This window comes from Niallia oryzisoli (assembly GCF_043641075.1).
Taxonomy (GTDB): domain Bacteria; phylum Bacillota; class Bacilli; order Bacillales; family Cytobacillaceae; genus Bacillus_BD; species Bacillus_BD oryzisoli_A.
In genome coordinates, this window is the sequence record NZ_JBHZRC010000004.1 from 69,823 (window position 1) to 87,483 (window position 17,661).

At 37.9% G+C, this 17,661-nt stretch carries 14 protein-coding genes; 6 read left to right on the forward strand and 8 right to left on the reverse strand.

The window, feature by feature from the left end; genetic code table 11:
- Positions 1-155: 155 nt before the first annotated feature.
- The 3 genes from ACHUFV_RS14285 to ACHUFV_RS14295 are packed head-to-tail and all read right to left on the reverse strand — an operon-like array spanning position 156 to position 2,715.
- Complete coding sequence (locus ACHUFV_RS14285; protein ID WP_394235243.1) at positions 156-1,160, reverse strand: ABC transporter substrate-binding protein; 1,005 nt, start codon at positions 1,158-1,160, stop codon at positions 156-158.
- A gap of 24 nt (positions 1,161-1,184) precedes the next feature.
- The gene (locus tag ACHUFV_RS14290; RefSeq protein WP_394235245.1) at positions 1,185-1,946 is read right to left on the reverse strand and encodes an ABC transporter permease; all 762 of its coding nucleotides are present in this window, start codon (positions 1,944-1,946) and stop codon (positions 1,185-1,187) included.
- Positions 1,930-2,715, reverse strand: a complete 786-nt coding sequence (locus ACHUFV_RS14295; RefSeq protein ID WP_394235247.1) for an ABC transporter ATP-binding protein — start codon at positions 2,713-2,715, stop codon at positions 1,930-1,932. Before ACHUFV_RS14295 ends, ACHUFV_RS14290 begins: the two co-directional genes overlap by 17 nt.
- Before the next feature lie 277 nt (positions 2,716-2,992).
- Here ACHUFV_RS14295 and cysK point away from each other — a divergent pair, with 277 nt between their 5' ends.
- The gene (cysK, locus tag ACHUFV_RS14300; RefSeq protein WP_394235249.1) at positions 2,993-3,916 is read left to right on the forward strand and encodes a cysteine synthase A; all 924 of its coding nucleotides are present in this window, start codon (positions 2,993-2,995) and stop codon (positions 3,914-3,916) included.
- 78 nt (positions 3,917-3,994) lie between these two features.
- Here the strand turns inward: cysK and ACHUFV_RS14305 are convergent, their stop codons facing one another.
- The 3 genes from ACHUFV_RS14305 to fabF form a co-directional block, all read right to left on the reverse strand.
- Positions 3,995-5,278 carry an MFS transporter gene (locus ACHUFV_RS14305; protein WP_394235251.1) on the reverse strand — a complete coding sequence of 428 codons (1,284 nt, stop codon included), beginning with the start codon at positions 5,276-5,278 and terminating at the stop codon, positions 3,995-3,997.
- A 206-nt stretch (positions 5,279-5,484) separates the two neighbouring features.
- Positions 5,485-7,359, reverse strand: a complete 1,875-nt coding sequence (htpG, locus tag ACHUFV_RS14310) for a molecular chaperone HtpG (protein WP_394235252.1) — start codon at positions 7,357-7,359, stop codon at positions 5,485-5,487.
- 201 nt (positions 7,360-7,560) lie between these two features.
- Complete coding sequence (gene fabF, locus ACHUFV_RS14315) at positions 7,561-8,802, reverse strand: beta-ketoacyl-ACP synthase II (protein WP_394235253.1); 1,242 nt, start codon at positions 8,800-8,802, stop codon at positions 7,561-7,563.
- Between the two features lie 290 nt (positions 8,803-9,092).
- On the opposite strand from fabF, the gene pxpB reads away from it, so the two are divergent.
- The 5 genes from pxpB (at position 9,093) to ACHUFV_RS14340 (ending at position 15,732) form a co-directional block, all read left to right on the forward strand.
- The gene (gene pxpB, locus ACHUFV_RS14320; protein WP_394235255.1) at positions 9,093-9,821 is read left to right on the forward strand and encodes a 5-oxoprolinase subunit PxpB; all 729 of its coding nucleotides are present in this window, start codon (positions 9,093-9,095) and stop codon (positions 9,819-9,821) included.
- Positions 9,805-10,827 carry a 5-oxoprolinase subunit C family protein gene (locus ACHUFV_RS14325; RefSeq protein ID WP_394235257.1) on the forward strand — a complete coding sequence of 341 codons (1,023 nt, stop codon included), beginning with the start codon at positions 9,805-9,807 and terminating at the stop codon, positions 10,825-10,827. Before pxpB ends, ACHUFV_RS14325 begins: the two co-directional genes overlap by 17 nt.
- Positions 10,814-11,584 carry a 5-oxoprolinase subunit PxpA gene (locus tag ACHUFV_RS14330; RefSeq protein WP_394235259.1) on the forward strand — a complete coding sequence of 257 codons (771 nt, stop codon included), beginning with the start codon at positions 10,814-10,816 and terminating at the stop codon, positions 11,582-11,584. The genes ACHUFV_RS14325 and ACHUFV_RS14330 overlap by 14 nt, the downstream gene beginning before the upstream one ends.
- Positions 11,585-11,813: 229 nt before the next feature.
- Positions 11,814-13,238 (forward strand): ABC transporter substrate-binding protein, encoded by a 1,425-nt coding sequence (locus ACHUFV_RS14335; protein WP_394235261.1) that lies wholly within the window; start codon positions 11,814-11,816, stop codon positions 13,236-13,238.
- Positions 13,225-15,732 (forward strand): EAL domain-containing protein, encoded by a 2,508-nt coding sequence (locus ACHUFV_RS14340; protein WP_394235263.1) that lies wholly within the window; start codon positions 13,225-13,227, stop codon positions 15,730-15,732. Before ACHUFV_RS14335 ends, ACHUFV_RS14340 begins: the two co-directional genes overlap by 14 nt.
- A gap of 55 nt (positions 15,733-15,787) precedes the next feature.
- On the opposite strand, the gene ACHUFV_RS14345 is transcribed toward ACHUFV_RS14340, so the two are convergent.
- Both ACHUFV_RS14345 and ACHUFV_RS14350 read right to left on the reverse strand, forming a co-directional pair.
- Entirely contained in the window at positions 15,788-16,492 is a 705-nt protein-coding gene (locus ACHUFV_RS14345; RefSeq protein WP_394235265.1) for a DUF421 domain-containing protein, read from the reverse strand.
- 113 nt (positions 16,493-16,605) lie between these two features.
- Positions 16,606-17,469, reverse strand: coding sequence for a fumarylacetoacetate hydrolase family protein (locus ACHUFV_RS14350; RefSeq protein WP_394235267.1), 864 nt, complete (start codon positions 17,467-17,469; stop codon positions 16,606-16,608).
- Between the last annotated feature and the right edge of the window lie 192 nt (positions 17,470-17,661).

Consider the following 17,661-nt stretch of genomic DNA (forward strand, 5'->3'; position numbering starts at 1 on the left):
CAAATAGACATCCTTTCGTCTAAGTTATACATTTTTTTGTGTTATTCTCTTATATTTTATAAAATTATCAAACATATATCCAACACTTACTAATAATTTAATAAAAAAAGTAAAACACCACCCTATTTTCTAATAGAGTGGTGTTTTACTGTAAACTAATTTAAAAATGAAGTATCCACTAATCCAGCTAACTCAGGTTCTTCTTTTAAAAATTCTAATTCAAAAGAAGATTGCGCGAACTGCTTTAAAACTTCCTCATCGATTTCAGTCGTGTAATTGATACGGTCCATAGATTTTGCAACAAGTGCCGGATTAAGCTCCTGTTTTGTTAAATCTTTAATTGCCTTAATAGCAATTGTTTGGGCCTCTTCTTTATTATTGTTGATAAAGTCTACCGCTTCCTGCTGTGCTTTTACAAGAGCTTCAGCAATTTCTTTGTTTTCCTTAACAAGCTTGCCATTAGCTACTAGTACAGTATTTGGCAATGTCTTACCATAAGCAATTTCATCTGTGCTGACGATTTCCTTCGCACCTGCTTCAATTAACGTTGATGCCCAAGGCTCAGGAACAGCAGCTAAATCAACCTGTCCTGATTCAAACATTCCTTGATATTGTGCAGGGTTTCCTGTTACATGCTTTAAAGATCCGCCGATACGTGCTGACGCTAATTTATCCATTCCTAAATCCATTAAAAATGTTTCAAACTGAACATCATGTGTACATCCAATTCCAGGTGTAATAAATGTTTTGCCTTCAATATCTTCTAAACTATTAATACCGCTCTTCGCACTTGCTACGACAACTGTTCCGCCTGATGATGCACCAGCAAGAACCTTTACATCCGCTCCATTAGAAAAGTTGTTCATAACCGGAGCCGGTCCAACTAAACCTGCATCGATATCACCTGATTTTAATGCAGTCATGAATGTACCGCCATCTGGAAATGTTTTATATTCAATTTCTACATTTTCACCAAGCGCCTTCTCATAGAAGCTTTTTTCTCGTGCTACCATTGCAGGAACATGATCAATATTTGGAAAATAGCCAATGACTACTTTCTCTTTTCCAGTTTCACCTTTTGAGCTTTCATTAGAGCCGCCGCATGCAGCTAGAGCTCCAGCAGCTATTACTAAAAATAATGCTAAGATCCATTTCTTCATAATCATTTCATTCCCTCTCTTATTCTATGCAGCCTGTTCAAGACCCCATTTAATCATGACGCGTTTTTCAATCCGTTGAAAAATAAGTATATCTACTGTTACACCAATGACGCCAATGACGACCATGATGGCCATCACCATATCCATACGCCCAAAGTCTGAAGCATATTTCAGCGTGTAACCAAGTCCCGGACCTGTGCTTAACAGTTCCCCAGCCATTAAGGCACGCCATGCAAATGCCCAGGCAAGACGAAGACCTGTTACTGCGTATGGTACGGATGCCGGAATAACGACGCGAATAAATAAGTCAATTCCGCCAGAACCCATTGTTTGAGCTGCTTTAATATAGAGCGGCGCAACATTTTTGATACCCGTTCTCATATTAATTGTCATAACGATAGCAGCACCTAATACTACAATAAAAATGACCGATTTTTCATTCAAACCAAACCACATAATTGCTAGCGGCAGCCAGACAATACTTGGAATACTTTGAAGTGATAATATTAATGCACCAAGTGTTTCATCTGCCGTTTTTGACTTGGCCAAAAGAATTCCAAGCAACACCCCGATGACAAGGGCAATAAACAGCCCGATTAAGAGTCGGGTAAAGCTAGCCCCTAAATCCTGGATTAATGATCCATCTGCCAAACTTTCCTGTAGGCTCAGTACTACATCTGTCGGTGCTGGCATCATTACTTTAGGAACATCAAATACTTTGACTATGAGTTCCCAAATACCAAATAATGCGGCAAAAAATACAATTCGTTTAATAGCTAGACGCATATTTCATTTCCTCTTCCGCTACTTTATCTATTTCTGTTTTCAGCAGCTCCATAATCGTTTGTTCATACTGAGCCATTTCCTGGAGATGCTTTTCACGAGGCCTTTCAATATCAACTTTGATATCCTTTAAGACCGTACCTGGGTGTGTTCCCATGACAATAATCCGATCTGATAGTTTCACAGCTTCTTGAATACTGTGCGTGACAAACAAAATCGTCTTTTTCGTTTCTAACCAAATACTCTCAAGTTCATCATGTAATCTCATTCTTGTTTGCTCATCTAAAGCACCAAATGGTTCATCCATTAAAAGAACTCGAGGATTCATAGCCAATGCTCTTGCGATGGCAACCCTTTGCTGCATTCCACCAGATAATTCATGCGGATTGTGCTTAGCGTACGGGCTTAATTGAACAAGCTTTAAATATTTTTGGGCAATTTCACGTGCCTCTTTCTTTTTCATTTCCTTTTTCAATGGGAACATCACATTCTCTTCAACTGATAGCCAAGGGAAAAGTGCTGCCTGCTGAAAAACCATGCCTCTATCTTTACCAGGCTTTGTTATTCTTTGGTCATCTAAAAGGACGCTTCCATCACTTGGATTCGTCAGGCCGGCCACAATGGAAAGTAAGGTTGATTTCCCGCATCCTGATGGGCCTAAGAGAGAAACAAACTCTCCTTCTTGAATATGCAAATTAATATCCTTTAACACCTGTTCGGTTTTTCCGCGGTTCGTAAAGCTCTTTTGAACGTTGTGTATATGAAGAAACATTTTTCTCACCCACCCTTTTTTTATATCTTCTATATAAATCTCATTATTTTAATCGGATTAATTATGTTAATTATATAATGGTGGTGGCGAAAGTCAATAGTTTTTTATCACAAAGACAGTGGAATGAAACTTATTTATAAAAGTCTAAATTATTATTTTTTAATAATAAAAATGGCGTGAGGTTGTTTTCTTTATGTCCGTATTATAAAATGACTTTAAACTTAGTAGACTAATATGAATTAATGCTATTCTTTATTACAGGAAAGGAAGAGGCTTAATGAAGATTTACAAATCCATCATTGATCTAATAGGAAACACACCTATTGTTCAATTAAATAAAGTACCTGATTCAAACGGCGCTAATGTATATATGAAGTTGGAATCATTTAATCCCGGAGGCAGTGTCAAGGATCGCGCAGCCTTGAATATGATTGAAAAGGCTGAAGCCGAAGGAAAGCTAATTCCGGGCAAAAGTACAATTATTGAACCGACATCTGGTAATACTGGAATCGGAATTACTATGGTAAGTGCAGTGAAAGGATACCGCTGTATTATTACCATGCCTGACAACGCTACCCCTGAACGTGTAAAAATCATGAAAGCGTATGGTGCGGAAGTCATTTTAACACCGGCAAATTTACGGATGCAGGGTGCCATTGAAGAAGCAAACCGATTAGCAGAGGATATTCCTGACAGCTTTATACCAATGCAATTTGAGAACGAGGCCAATGCTGATGCACATCGTGAAACAACTGCTGTAGAAATTTTGGAGGCCTTCGACGGAAAATTGGATGCTCTAGTTCTAACAGCTGGAACTGGCGGTACTGTAACAGGTACCGGAGAAGAGTTAAAAAAACGTATCCCTGACCTAAAAATATATGTAGTGGAACCATCAGGTTCACCGGTACTTTCAGGAGGAAAGCCTGGCCCCCATAAAATTCCTGGTACCGGCCCAGGGTTTATCCCTTCCATATTAAATCGTGACATTTACGACGAAGTCCTTTTGATTGAAGACGAGGATGCCCAAGTAATGGCACGCCGTCTTGCGGCTGAAGAAGGCATCTTTGTAGGAGCATCAGGAGCAGCTTCTGCTCATTTCGCTGTCCAAGTAGCGAAGAAACTGCCCCCTTCAGCAAGGGTCCTCTGCTTAGCTCCTGATACAGGAGAAAGATACTTATCTTCTGATTTATTTCCAAGCTAAAAGCGACGAAAAGCCTGCCCCTGTGCTGCTTTCACAAGCACCCTGGGACAGGCTTCTTTTATTGATTAAGAAATAGTCTTAATCTAGATCACGATTCACGGATTGGATGGTAACAATCACTTCTGACCTTGGTACTCGAAGTAACAGAATACCACCAATGATGAATAAAATAACAAGACTAAAGACACCACTGTTTGTACTTCCCGTTAATTGAGCAGCCAAACCGACTAACACAGGTCCTATAATGGCAGCAAACTTGCCAAAGATACTGTAAAAACCAAAGAATTCATTTGATGATTCCTTTGGGACAAGCTTAGCAAAATAAGAACGGCTCATAGCCTGAATTCCACCCTGTGATGTGGCAACAAGCATGGCTAGCATCCAGAAATCAAGTGCTGAGTCTAAAAAATAGGCATAAAAGCAGATAAAAATATACACAATGATTCCCACCATAATCATTGTCTTTTCACTGAATTTCCCTCCTAGCTTTCCGAACAAGACGGTAAAAGGCGCCGCGACAATTTGGGTGACAAACAAAATAATTAATAATGTTGTGGACGTAATACCAAGGTCTGACCCAAATGCTGTAGACATATTTATGACCGTATGAACACCATCAATATAAAAGAAATAAGAGAGTAAAAATAAGAATAATGGGCGGTATAATTTAATATTTTTCAGTGTTGAAAACAGCTTTTTAAAGCTTGTTAAAACTGGATTTGGCACACGTTCCGAATAATATTTTTGCTCCACATTTTTTAACATCGGGATGGTAAAAATCCCCCACCATAAAGCAGTTATGACAATCGCAATTTGACTGGCTACGGTAACTGATAACGGAATCATTCCTTGTTGGGATAAGAGTATAATTCCGATGGAAACAATAAAAGGGATGGTACTGCCGACATATCCAAGCGCAAAGCCATTTGCAGAAATACGGTCCATTCTTTCCTCTGTTGTCACATCTACAAGAAAAGCATCATAGAAGACATTTGCACCAGAGAATCCTAACGATGTGACGACAAAACAAGCCAATAACAGCATCCACTGATCACTTGGAACAATAGCTAGAAGCAGTGTAAATAGTATCCCTAAGGCTGAAAAGATAATAAAGAAGCGTTTTTTGTAGCCTTTGAAATCTGCAATGGTACCTAAAATTGGCGCTAAAATAGAGATTACTAATGTGGCAAACGAATTCGCATACCCCCAATAAGCTGTTGATGTCGCAGCCTCGATTCCCGCTTGTGTTGCCGACGCTTTGAAATAAAGTGGAAATATGGCTGTGACGACAACGAGCGTGTATGCCGAGTTTGCCCAATCATAAAAAGCCCAACCACGTTCAGGTGCTGTCATTTTACCCATAACCGATTCCTCCCAGGCTCACTTTATGAAACATGTACTACCTTGTCCTACTAATACAACCTTTGAAATCCTATTTTTAGTTTACTATGTATCCACCAAATATTATTAATAGTTTGTAAAATATTTTTAAAATTTTCCAGTTATCATTTATACATAAAAGCAGCCCCGAACATTAGTAAATGCGCGGGGCCGCTTCTCTTTTATCCTTATACCATCACTTTACAAATATCGTTAGTAAACTCAACTGGATCCTGGATTGGTAAGCCTTCAATTAATAAGGCCTGATTGTAGAGGAGGCTTGTATATAAAGCCAGCTTCTCTTGATCCTTTTCAAATGCTGCTTTTAAGGAATCGAATACTTCGTGATTCGCATTAATTTCTAACACTTTATCCGCTTTAATCCCTTGGCTGTCAGGCATTGCATTTAGAACCTTTTCCATTTCAATTGAAATTTCACCCTCAGTAGCTAGGCAGACTGGATGTGACTTTAATCTCTTAGAAATCCGAACATCTTTCACTTTGCCTGCTAAGATGTCCTTCATTTTTTCAAATAAATCCTTATTCTCGTTCGTTGCCTCATCTGAATTTGCTTGATCCTCTTCAAATCCCAAATCACCGCTTGAAACAGATTTGAATTCTTTCTCCTTAAAGGTCATCAGCATTCTGATAGCAAACTCATCAATTTCATCTGTAAAATACAGAATTTCAAAGCCTTTATCTGCAACCATTTCGGTTTGTGGCAGCTTTTCAATCCGTTCATTTGATTCACCTGATGCATAATAAATATATTTTTGATCTTCAGGCATTCTCGATACATATTCATCTAGAGTTACCAGCTTTTTCTCTTTTGAAGAGTAGAACATCAATAAATCCTGCAATACTTCTTTATGAGTTCCAAAATCACTGTATACTCCGTATTTCAGTTGTCTGCCGAAGGAATGGAAGAACTTCTCGTATTTCTCTCGATTATTTTTCAATAAACTTAAGAGCTCGCCTTTAATCTTCTTGTTGATATTTTTCTCAATTCTTTTTAACTGACGGTCATGCTGCAGCATTTCCCTTGAAATATTTAATGACAAATCTTCCGAATCGACCATCCCTTTGACAAAGCTAAAATAGTCTGGAAGCAAATCAGCACATTTATTCATAATCAGTACGCCATTGGAATAAAGCTCAAGCCCTTTTTCATATTCCTTCGAATAGTAATCAAATGGAATATTTTCAGGGATGAAAAGAATCGCGTTATATCGTACCGCACCATCAACACTTGTATGGATTGTCTTCAACGGTTTGTCAAAGCCGTACCGTTTTTCATGATAAAATTTTTCATAATCCTCATCGGTTAAATCATTTTTACTTTTTTTCCAAATTGGAACCATACTATTAATAATTTGCTCTTCTTTATAATCTACATATTCATTTTCGTTATCTTCCTTTGGCTTTCGAACCGTTACATCCATTTTGATCGGATAGCGAATAAAATCAGAGTATTTCTTAATAATCTCTTTTAAACGATATTCTTCTAAGAATTCCTCAAATTGGTCTTCCTCAGTATTCTCTTTTATTTTCAAAGTGATTTCCGTACCAACCGAATCCTTTTCCCACGGCACGATTGTATAGCCGTCAGCTCCCTCAGATTCCCACTTGTATGCCTCTGCACTTTCTAACGCCTTACTAATAACTGTTACAACGTCGGCAACCATAAATGCTGCATAGAACCCAACACCAAATTGACCGATAATGTCATACCCATCTTTCAACTCATTTTCGCTTTTAAACGCTAAAGAGCCGCTTTTTGCTATAACGCCAAGGTTATTTTCAAGCTCTTCCTTCGTCATACCGATACCTGTATCAATAATCTTCAGGGTTTTGTTTTCTTTATCTGCTTCTACTTTTATGTAGTAGTTATCCTGATCAAAACGTAAAGAGTCATCTGTCAATGCCTTGTAGTAGATCTTGTCAATTGCATCACTCGCATTTGAAATTAACTCTCTTAAAAAAACCTCCCGGTGAGTATAAATGGAATTAATCATCAAGTCTAGCAGCCTTTTTGATTCCGCTTGGAATTGTTTCTTCTCCATAATAAAACCTCTCCTTTCATTGCTAATACTACGTAACCACTAGTTACGCAGCAGGCTTTTTATAATTAGAATGAACATATCAATTAGCACTCTAACAAATAGAGTGCTAATTGCGATATAAATTAAATAACATATTCATTTTCACGTGTCAATATTTATGAAACAGTAAGATGCATGAGACGCTTTTTTAATGAAGGCAACCTATTCTGTATATCTCCTAAATACCAGCGAAGCATTATGACCACCGAATCCTAAAGAGTTGGACAATACTATTTGAACATTCTTCTCCTTTGCTTGATTCGGGACATAATCTAAATCAAGCTCTTCATCCTTTGTTTCATAATGAATAGTAGGAGGCAAAACTCCGTCTCTTATTGTTAACAGTGAAAAAATCGCTTCGACAGCACCTGCTGCCCCAAGCATATGTCCTGTCATCGATTTTGTAGAGCTGACTGACAGCTGGTAGGCATGCTCTTTAAAAACGGATTTGATGGCTTTTGTTTCATACAAGTCATTCAACGGAGTCGACGTTCCATGAGCATTTATGTAATCAACTTGCTCTGGTAGAATTTCTGCATCACTTAATGCTAATTTCATTGCCCGTGCAGCACCTTCTCCGTCCGGTGCTGGCGATGTGATATGATAAGCATCCCCTGTGGCACCATAGCCGATTAGCTCGCCGTAAATTTTTGCTCCGCGTGCTAATGCATGCTCTAATTCCTCTAAGATAACAATGCCCGCACCCTCAGCAATCACAAAGCCATCTCGATTTTTATCAAATGGACGGCATGCTGTATCCGGATCAGGATTCGTTGAAAGAGCAGTCATATTCGAAAAACCGGCTAACGTCATTTCCGTAATAGAAGCCTCCGTGCCACCGGCAATTACAATATCCACACTTCCTTTTTGTATTTCTCGAAATGCGTCACCAATCGAATTTGACCCTGAGGCACAGGCTGTGACAGAGCAATTATTAATACCTTTCGCTCCTAATTCAATCGATACTCTCCCTGCTGCCATATCTGGTATGAACATTGGAATCGTAAACGGATTTACCCTTCTTTGTCCTTTATCTAAAAACTTGCGGTATTGTTCCTCAAATTCACCTAGACCGCCAATACCTGACCCAATCCAGACACCCACCCGTTCCGGGTCCGCATTTTCACCAATTTGAAGACCTGCATCCGCAGCAGCCATTTTACTTGCCGCTACAGCAAATTGACTAAAGCGCCCCATTCTTCTTACTTCTTTTCGATCCATAAAATCTTCAGGCACAAAATCTGTAACTTCTCCAGCCAGTTTTACATCTATTTTTTCTACATCAATTCGGACCGCAGGGGCAATACCTGACCTGCCCTTTTTAATATTTTCCCATGATGCTTCAGCATTCTTTCCTACTGGAGTAACAGCTCCAATACCTGTAATTACAACTCGTTTTTTCATTTATCTTTCTCCCCATTGTTAATATTCTTATTTTAACCTTCTATTCTCTTGAGTTCAAAAGGATGAACTATAGAATGAATATTTCGAATAATTTATTTTAAAATTCTAGCATTTTTTCCACTAGTAATATATATATTTTATTTAATGATTCAACTTTATTGTTACCTTTTAATACAAAATAATTTTCAGTATAATATAACTATTCACACTCATTTTGTTTATATTCCCATTTGAATCTCTGAATTTTAAGAATCAAACTAACTATCTTTACTTACTATACTGGAGGTACTATGGATTACAAATTATTTCCACTAGGGGATCAAGGTATTGTTATTGAACTCGGAAAAGATATCTCTTATATTACACAGCATAAAGTTCAGTTTATTTCTTCGCACCTTCAAGATTATCCTGTTGAATGGATCATCGAATTCATTCCTTCGTATACAACTGTCACCATTTATTATCATGCCATGAAAATTGAACAGCTCACGAAAGGTAGAGTCCTCCCCTATCATTATGCCTGTGAACAGCTAAACAATCTACTATCCAGTATTGTACTAGATCAAAGATTTGAATCAAGAATCATAGAAATCCCTGTTTGCTATGGTGGAGAATATGGACCAGACCTAGATTATGTAGCGAAATTAAATCATATTTCACCTGAAGATGTTATCAGAATCCATACCTCTGGTGATTATATGGTCTATATGATTGGATTTGCGCCTGGATTTCCATACTTGGGCGGAATGTCTGAAAGAATTGCTGCACCCAGAAGAAAAACACCAAGATTACAAATACCTGAACGCTCTGTCGGAATCGCTGGTAACCAAACCGGCATATACCCACTTGAAACACCTGGAGGATGGCAAATTATTGGACGTACACCCATTTTCTTATTTCGTCCTGAGCAAGACCCTCCTACACTACTAAAAGCCGGTGATAGAATTAAATTTATCAGCATTTCCACCATGGAGTTCAAAGAAAGAGAGGCAAGAGAAAAGCATGATAACAATCACTAAACCTGGCCTTCTTTCTACGATTCAGGATCTTGGACGGTTTGGCTATCAAAAATACGGTGTCATTACTAGCGGGGCGATGGATTCTCTTTCCCATCGACTGGCAAATCTCTTAGTTGGAAATGACGAAAATAAACCAACAATCGAGATGACTTTAATTGGATCAAGCATTCAGTTTCATCAGGATACGTTGATTGCTATCACTGGAGGTGATTTGTCGCCTACCATACAAGACCAGCCTGTCCGCATGTGGCGTCCCGTTCTTGTAAGAAAAGGAGCACAACTTAAATTTGGCCGAGCTCATAGCGGATGCCGAGCTTATTTGGCAGTGGCAGGAGGATTCTCCATCCCAACCATTATGAACAGTACCTCCACATATATACGAGCAAATGTAGGAGGCTTTCATGGACGTGCCTTAAAAGCAGGAGATCAATTATCGTTTGCAGAAAAAACAGCCCAATCCTCTAAAATGATAAAGGACTTGCATAATAGGGAGCGTGATTGTCCATTTGTTGAGATGAATTGGTCTGTTTCTTCAGACCTTATCCCTCAATTGGTGAAGAAGCCTGTTATCCGTGTTCTAAATGGACGGCATACCCATCTTTTTACTAAAGAAAGTCAAGAATGGTTGTGGACGAAGCCCTTCCAATTAACACAGCAGTCTGACCGGATGGGTTACCGGCTATTGGGACCACAGCTTCATTTAGAGAAACCGTTGGAAATATTATCTGAAGCTGTGACATTTGGTACGATTCAAGTACCTGCAGATGGGAACCCGATTATCCTTATGGCTGATCGGCAAACGACCGGCGGATATCCAAAGATAGGAGAAATTGCTTCTGTCGATTTGTCCTTCCTAGCCCAGGCTAGACCGTTGGATACGATATTCTTCACGAATATTTCTCTTGAAGAGGCACAGCTTCTTTTGATAGAAAGAGAAAAAAAAATAAAACAGCTAAAACACGGGATTTATTATTTGGCAGGAGGCAGGCAGCATGTACACGGTTGACTTAAATTGTGATATGGGAGAAAGTTTTGGCATCTATGAAATTGGGTCTGATGAAGAAATTCTTGATTACATTACATCAGCTAACATTGCTTGTGGCTTCCATGCAGGTGATCCAGCAACCATGCGAAGGACGGTCCAGCTGGCACTTAGTAAAGGTGTCGGAATTGGAGTACACCCCGGCTTTCAGGATCTTGTTGGATTCGGCCGAAGAGAAATGAAGATATCACCACTGGAAGCCTATGACATAATGATTTATCAAATTGGTTCACTCTATGGATTTGCGAAAGCGGAAGGTGCAAAACTGCAGCATGTTAAACCACATGGTGCCTTGTACAATATGGCTGCTAAGGATCCAGCACTAGCAGAAGCCATTGCAGAAGCAATCTATAAAATTGATCCAGAATTGATTCTCTACGGTTTGGCTGGAAGCAAATTAATCGATGCAGGGAGAAAAATTGGTCTCCGTACTGCTAACGAAGTATTTGCGGACCGGACATACCAAGAGGACGGCTCTTTGACCCCCAGAACCAATCCTAATGCACTCATAACAGATTCCACTGTATCTGTGAAACAAGTCATTACACTTGTTAAGGAAGGAAGGGTTCGTTCCCTCCAGGGTACCGATGTATTCATCCAGGCAGATACCGTTTGTATTCACGGGGACGGGAGGGAAGCTTTAGAATTTGCAAAGACACTGTCTGAAGCATTGAAAGAGTCTGGAATTAAACAGAGTATAATCAACCATAACAAAGAATAGGAATCAATATCTAAATAGTTCAATGGAATACATATGATAGTACAAATCTTCTTTTCAAGCCGTTTCCCCTTAAAGGAAGCGGCTTTTTGGTAGGTAAATCTTTAATTATATATGTAATTAATCCTATTAAATTGGATATTTGTGTCATATTTCTAACAATATATTTAATTCCATCACTTCATACAAAAGAATTGGTACAATATACCCAAATAGGACGGAGGTTATTACGATGAGAACAACAAGATTAATTCTGTTTCTTGTTTTTATACTCATATTAAATGGCTGTAATTCATCAGAATCCACTGAAAAAGTAGAAAGTGAGACAAAAAATGAATTACCTGCAATAACAATCATCGCCGACTCAGAGCAATCACTTGCGTTGTTTAAAATGGAAGAAAAAAACATTGAGGAAAAGTTTGGCGTTCGTCTAGAGTATCATTATCCCGATAGGATGAATGATAACCTTGAGGATTTTTTATTTGCCAGCAAAAAAACCTATGATATTTATATGCTATTCCCTGCCAAAATACCAGAATATGTTGAACGAGATATGCTGCTGCCACTTGATACATATATTAATAGTTCCAAAGATATCGATGATATATTACCTGTTTATCGTAACCTTTATATGAAATTCGACGGTCACGACTACGGAATGGTTTATGATGGAGATACACATCTTTTGTTTTATCGAAAAGATGTCTTTGAAATGTATAATGATGAATACAAAGCTGAATATGGTAACAATTTAGAGCCGCCTAAAACATGGGATGAATACGATCGAATTTCAAAATTCCTTACAAAAGATCAGGATAATGATGGAAAAATCGATTTATACGGCACCGCCATCTTTGGCGGAGACGCTAAAAGGTATATTTGGTTTGCTGAACGTTATAACTCTATGGGCGGAAAGTATTTTGACGAGGAAATGAATCCTCTCATTCAAAATGAACTAGGGGTTAAAGCACTACAGGATTTAATCGACCTGAACGACAGTGGAGCCACTCCCCCTAATTCCATGTATGATTGGATTGATTTAAATAACGCTTTTCTCCATGGAAACCTTGCCATGGTTGTTCAATGGAGTGACACTTCTCGTTTTTCTTATGATCATAAAAATTGGGATTCTCAAGTTGAAAATAAAGTTGGTTGGACTCAGGTACCGGCAGATAATCCAGAATCTCCTCGCGGCGGCGTCTGGATTGGACGTGTGTTAGGTATTTCCAACCAATCATCCCACCCTGATAAGGCTTGGGAAATCATCTCTTATATCACATCAAAGGAAGTTAGTAAAAAAGCACTTACTTCAAAAGGAACGATTAATGATCCATTTCGTTACAGTCATTTTAATGCTGTTGAGAAAGGAGCATTTCCAACAAAAGAAATAAATGAAGAATTTTTAAACACTGTGAAATCTAGTCTAACAAACCCAAATGCAGACTTAATGATACCAGGTGGCTGGGAATATATGCAGGCACTCGATGAAAATATCCAAAAGGCATTAATTCATAATAGTTCTGCCGAGGAAGCTTTACAGCAAACGGCTGCTGAATGGAATGAGATTACACAACGATATGGCCGTAGTGTACAGGCAAACCATTACAGGCAATGGCTCGACCTCCTGGAGGAGGTAGGTACGTATGAAATGGAATAGGGGGTTAGTTTTCCAATTTTGGCTGGCCATGAATAGTCTCGTACTAATAAGTGTACTTACCATTAGTGGTCTTTATGCTTGGAGAGAAACAACGCATCTTGAGGAAAGCTTAAAAAACGAAGGAATGACTGCTGCCAAAACACTTAACTCAGCAATTGGATTATCGATGCTTGAAGAGGATTACTCGAACCTCAGCCCTCTTACTTACTCTTTACAATCAGAACCGAATATAGCCTATGTCATTATTAGAGATAAGGAAGGAACCACTGTTAATCAAAAGGGTGAAACAACAGTGGAGGACCTAATAATCGAAAGAATTCCCATTGAATATTTCCAAGTGAATGTAGGTGAAGTCGAAATAGGTTTAAAGACTACAACTCTTGCACAACAAAAAAAAATGGTGCTTTCTGATACGATTATTACAGCAATTATCTATTCGCTTCTTTCTTTAATCTTTTCTTATATTATAAGCACAAGATTGACTGCTCCTATTAAACGATTGATTTCTGCAACAAAGCAGCTGTCAAAAGGGCACCGAAATGTGGATGTATTTGAAGACATAGGTGTAATTGAGATTCAACAATTAGCCGTTGAATTCAATAAAATGGCTAGAACCATTCATAGTCATGAAGAAATACTAGTAAATGAAATTGATAAAGCAACGAAAGATTTGTCTGAAAAAATTGCAATGCTAGAGGTATTTAGAAATATTTCAAATTCAGTGTTAGAGGATGATGTTCAAAGTTCGGAAGTAATTAAATCCACTTTGGAAAACATCCAGAGTTATTTGGGAGTAAACCATGTGTCATTATCATTTATCAATCAACAAAGGAAACTGGAAGTATTTCAGCTCGAACAGGATCACACTACATCATCCTTTGAACTTCACCTGGAGGATACCTCCTTTATTGATGCGATAGATCTTAAGAAAATCATCATACGTAACCACCTTGCAACACATAGTGGTTCCTATTTTGAACAGATGCTAATAAAAGAAGGAATGAAGTCACTATTAATTTTACCTATTATTGCCAAAAATAAAGCAATTGGCACTTTGAATATTAGCTGTAAAGAAGAAAACTTCTTTTTAGAAGAATTGATTGAACAGCTGACAGCTTTTACGAATCATATCGCTCTTGCCTTTGATAGGGTTGCAGCTTATGAATCGTTACATAAATCTGCCTACCATGATTATTTGACAGGTTTACCAAATTTCCGATTATTTAAGATGTGTTTACAGGATGCATTAGAACAAGCAAAATTAAATAATACATTTGTAGCAGTTTTGTTTTTAGATTTGGATCGGTTCAAAGCTGTTAATGATACGTTTGGTCATGCAACAGGCGACCTTTTATTAAAGTATATATCCAAACAAATTGTATCTTGTTTAGATGAAGGAGATACAGCTTCCAGAATAGGCGGTGATGAATTTACTGTTTTATTACCTTGTCTGGCAGAGACTACACAAGCCGTCGCCATCGCAACAAAAATAATGAAGGCTTTAGAAAATCCAGTAATCATAAAGGGCTATAAAATCCCTATATCAACTAGTATTGGAATTTCCTTTTATCCCAAGGATGGGACAGATGCTGATACTTTGATAAAGCTAGCAGACCGTGCCATGTACAAGGTGAAACAACAGGGAAAAAATAATTACGCTTTTTATACAAAACAAGAGGATAAATATACTGTCAATCAAATTCTACTAGAGAATAATATTCGTAAAGCCATTAATAAAAATGAATTAGCCGTCTATTATCAACCGAAAATTAACATTCAGGATGGCACTGTTTCCGGTGTCGAGGCTCTAGTCCGCTGGCTGCACCCGGAAAAAGGAGTGATCCCGCCTGAAAGCTTTATTCCTCAAGCGGAGGAAACTGGGCTCATTATTCCAATCGGTGAATTTGTTCTACGTCAAGCCTGTCTGCAATGTGTTAAATGGCAAAAAATAGGACTGCCTCCTATACCAGTTTCGGTAAATTTATCTCCTCATCAATTTTTGCAGTCAACTCTTGTCAGTAATATTGAAAGGATTATTAAAGAAACAGGCATTCAACCGGAACTGTTAGAGCTTGAGATTACAGAAGGTATGTCAATGGATATCTCACGATCGATTGTTATCCTACAGGCATTAAAGGATATAGGGGTTCGCATCGTTGTGGATGATTTCGGAACCGGCTATAGTTCACTAAGTTATTTACATCAGCTGCCTATTGACACTGTAAAAATCGATAAAGCCTTTATTAATGATATGACCAATGATCATCATAATGAAGCAATTGTCTCTACCATCATTAATATGGCTCATAACTTAAATTTAACTGTTATAGCTGAGGGTGCAGAGACTGAAGAGCAGGTAATCTATTTAAAAAAATCCCTCTGTGACGATATCCAAGGCTTCTATTTCAGCAAACCTGTTCCAGCTGTAAAATTTGAAAAGCTCTACTCACAGCTTGTGATGGACGCACAAAAAACGAGACTTTTATATGCATAATACACTCCAAATGAAAGAACCTGCTAAAAGATAATTTTAGGTAGGTTCTCTTTTTTTAACGATAAAAAAAAATCGTCAAGGTTTCTTTTTGATCCATCGTCGCTAACAGAATTTGATGCAATTCAGCATTGTAGTTTGATTTCAGCTTACGTTTTATCCACTCTTCATCCTTACCAAGCTGATTCAATTCGTGAAAAATCAACTTACCCTCTTTAATTACAGTTCTAGGAAAAGAAAACGGTTTTGCCGGAATATTCATGTCTGCTTTTGTTACGGTTTGTTGTTGAGTCTTCAAGAAGATAGAGATTGTTCCATCTGGTTCCCATAATGCGAGAGAAACATCCTTGACATCTGATACTTTTTGTTTTCTAATTTCTGATAAAAGTACATCGAGTGAAATTCTTGCTTTCGATAAATTTTTATATATAATTTGACTATCTTTTATTAATGGAAAGGCTTGACCGTGTAAAAGAGTTCTAAAGCCTTGAAATTTTAAAATAAGAAAAATCGTACATAAATATAAAATGATTAACACAGTCATCGTTATCATTGAACCCTTTAATCCTAAATGTTCGTCGGATAATGGATGGGCCATGATGTTTCCGATAGTTAAGGCAATGACAAAATCAATTAGCCTTAGTTGTGAGATAGATCGTTGGCCCATTATCCTCGCAGAAATCAACATAAAGAAGAAAGTTACTACTGCTCTTAACACCCATTGTATGGTAGTAAGAGATTCCTGACTATGAAAAAATTCCATTTTATCCCCCTTCCCTATAAAAGTTGCAGGTTTATTCTTACCAAATAAAGGTTATTTTATGTTGAAAGCAAAAAAGCAGACATTTCCTATGTCTGCCTTTTTCCTTTGTTTATTTATTTTAGTACATTCACTAATGTGCCAATTTGTTCAACTGAAACTTGAACCTCGTCACCTGGTTTTAACCATTCTTGCTGCTCTTCTGGATAGCCTAGAACGACTCCTTCAGGTGTTCCTGAAAAAATGATATCTCCAGGTTTCAACGTCATATATTCGGATATATAGCTAATAAGTGTTGCACAATCAAATATCATATCACGAGTATTTGCCTTTTGTTTCACATCACCATTAACTCTACATTCAATATCCAGGTTAGACGGGTCTAATTCATCCGCTGTCACCAAATAAGGGCCGACTGGTCCAAAGTTATCAAGGGATTTTCCAAGCAGCCATTGCCCGCTTCTGAATTGCAAATCTCGAGCTGAAAGGTCATTTCCAACCGTATAGCCAAATACATAGGAAAGCGCTTCCTCCTTCGATACATTCGCTGCTTCTTTGCCAATGACAATCACTAGCTCCACTTCATAATCAAATTTTTCAGCACCTTTCGGCAACTCAATTGTTTGATTATGAGCAGCCAATGAGTTGTTAAACTTGCTGAATAGAACTGGAGACGTTGGAATATCCATGTTTGATTCGTTGGCATGATCCACATAATTTAAACCTACACAAATAATCTTTTCCGGATTCGTTACACATGGTGCGTAAACAAGGTCCTCCTCTAAAAGATAAGCTGTTTCCTTCTCTAATAATGAACTTAATTGCATGATAGCTGTGTCTCCACCAGCAATTACATCCTCTATTTTCGTTGGCATATCAAGGGCATAAGTCTTAGCAGCCTGTTCTACATCTATAATTCCTTGATCTGTTTTGATGCCTAAGCGTATGGAATCGCCATTTTTATAATTGATAAATCTCAATGTAAGTCCCCTTTTCATTATGTTTTTACTCTAGATTAATTAAAAATCAGAATATTACTTAATTCTACTGACATTGTGATATTCCCTTCATATATTTACTGAATTTCGAGCTTCTTTTTAATAATTTTACAGAATTTTTGGGCTTGATTAGTAATGGATATTTCAGTTCATTTGTTGTATTCCAATAAGATT

What these genes read in the sequence shown, in the direction of transcription:
- ACHUFV_RS14285 (WP_394235243.1), bottom strand. Translation starts at nt 1,160, where the DNA reads ATGAAGAAATGGATCTTAGCATTATTTTTAGTAATAGCTGCTGGAGCT.
- ACHUFV_RS14290 (WP_394235245.1), bottom strand. Translation starts at nt 1,946, where the DNA reads ATGCGTCTAGCTATTAAACGAATTGTATTTTTTGCCGCATTATTTGGT.
- ACHUFV_RS14295 (WP_394235247.1), bottom strand. Translation starts at nt 2,715, where the DNA reads ATGTTTCTTCATATACACAACGTTCAAAAGAGCTTTACGAACCGCGGA.
- cysK (WP_394235249.1), top strand. Translation starts at nt 2,993, where the DNA reads ATGAAGATTTACAAATCCATCATTGATCTAATAGGAAACACACCTATT.
- ACHUFV_RS14305 (WP_394235251.1), bottom strand. Translation starts at nt 5,278, where the DNA reads ATGGGTAAAATGACAGCACCTGAACGTGGTTGGGCTTTTTATGATTGG.
- htpG (WP_394235252.1), bottom strand. Translation starts at nt 7,359, where the DNA reads ATGGAGAAGAAACAATTCCAAGCGGAATCAAAAAGGCTGCTAGACTTG.
- fabF (WP_394235253.1), bottom strand. Translation starts at nt 8,802, where the DNA reads ATGAAAAAACGAGTTGTAATTACAGGTATTGGAGCTGTTACTCCAGTA.
- pxpB (WP_394235255.1), top strand. Translation starts at nt 9,093, where the DNA reads ATGGATTACAAATTATTTCCACTAGGGGATCAAGGTATTGTTATTGAA.
- ACHUFV_RS14325 (WP_394235257.1), top strand. Translation starts at nt 9,805, where the DNA reads ATGATAACAATCACTAAACCTGGCCTTCTTTCTACGATTCAGGATCTT.
- ACHUFV_RS14330 (WP_394235259.1), top strand. Translation starts at nt 10,814, where the DNA reads ATGTACACGGTTGACTTAAATTGTGATATGGGAGAAAGTTTTGGCATC.
- ACHUFV_RS14335 (WP_394235261.1), top strand. Translation starts at nt 11,814, where the DNA reads ATGAGAACAACAAGATTAATTCTGTTTCTTGTTTTTATACTCATATTA.
- ACHUFV_RS14340 (WP_394235263.1), top strand. Translation starts at nt 13,225, where the DNA reads ATGAAATGGAATAGGGGGTTAGTTTTCCAATTTTGGCTGGCCATGAAT.
- ACHUFV_RS14345 (WP_394235265.1), bottom strand. Translation starts at nt 16,492, where the DNA reads ATGGAATTTTTTCATAGTCAGGAATCTCTTACTACCATACAATGGGTG.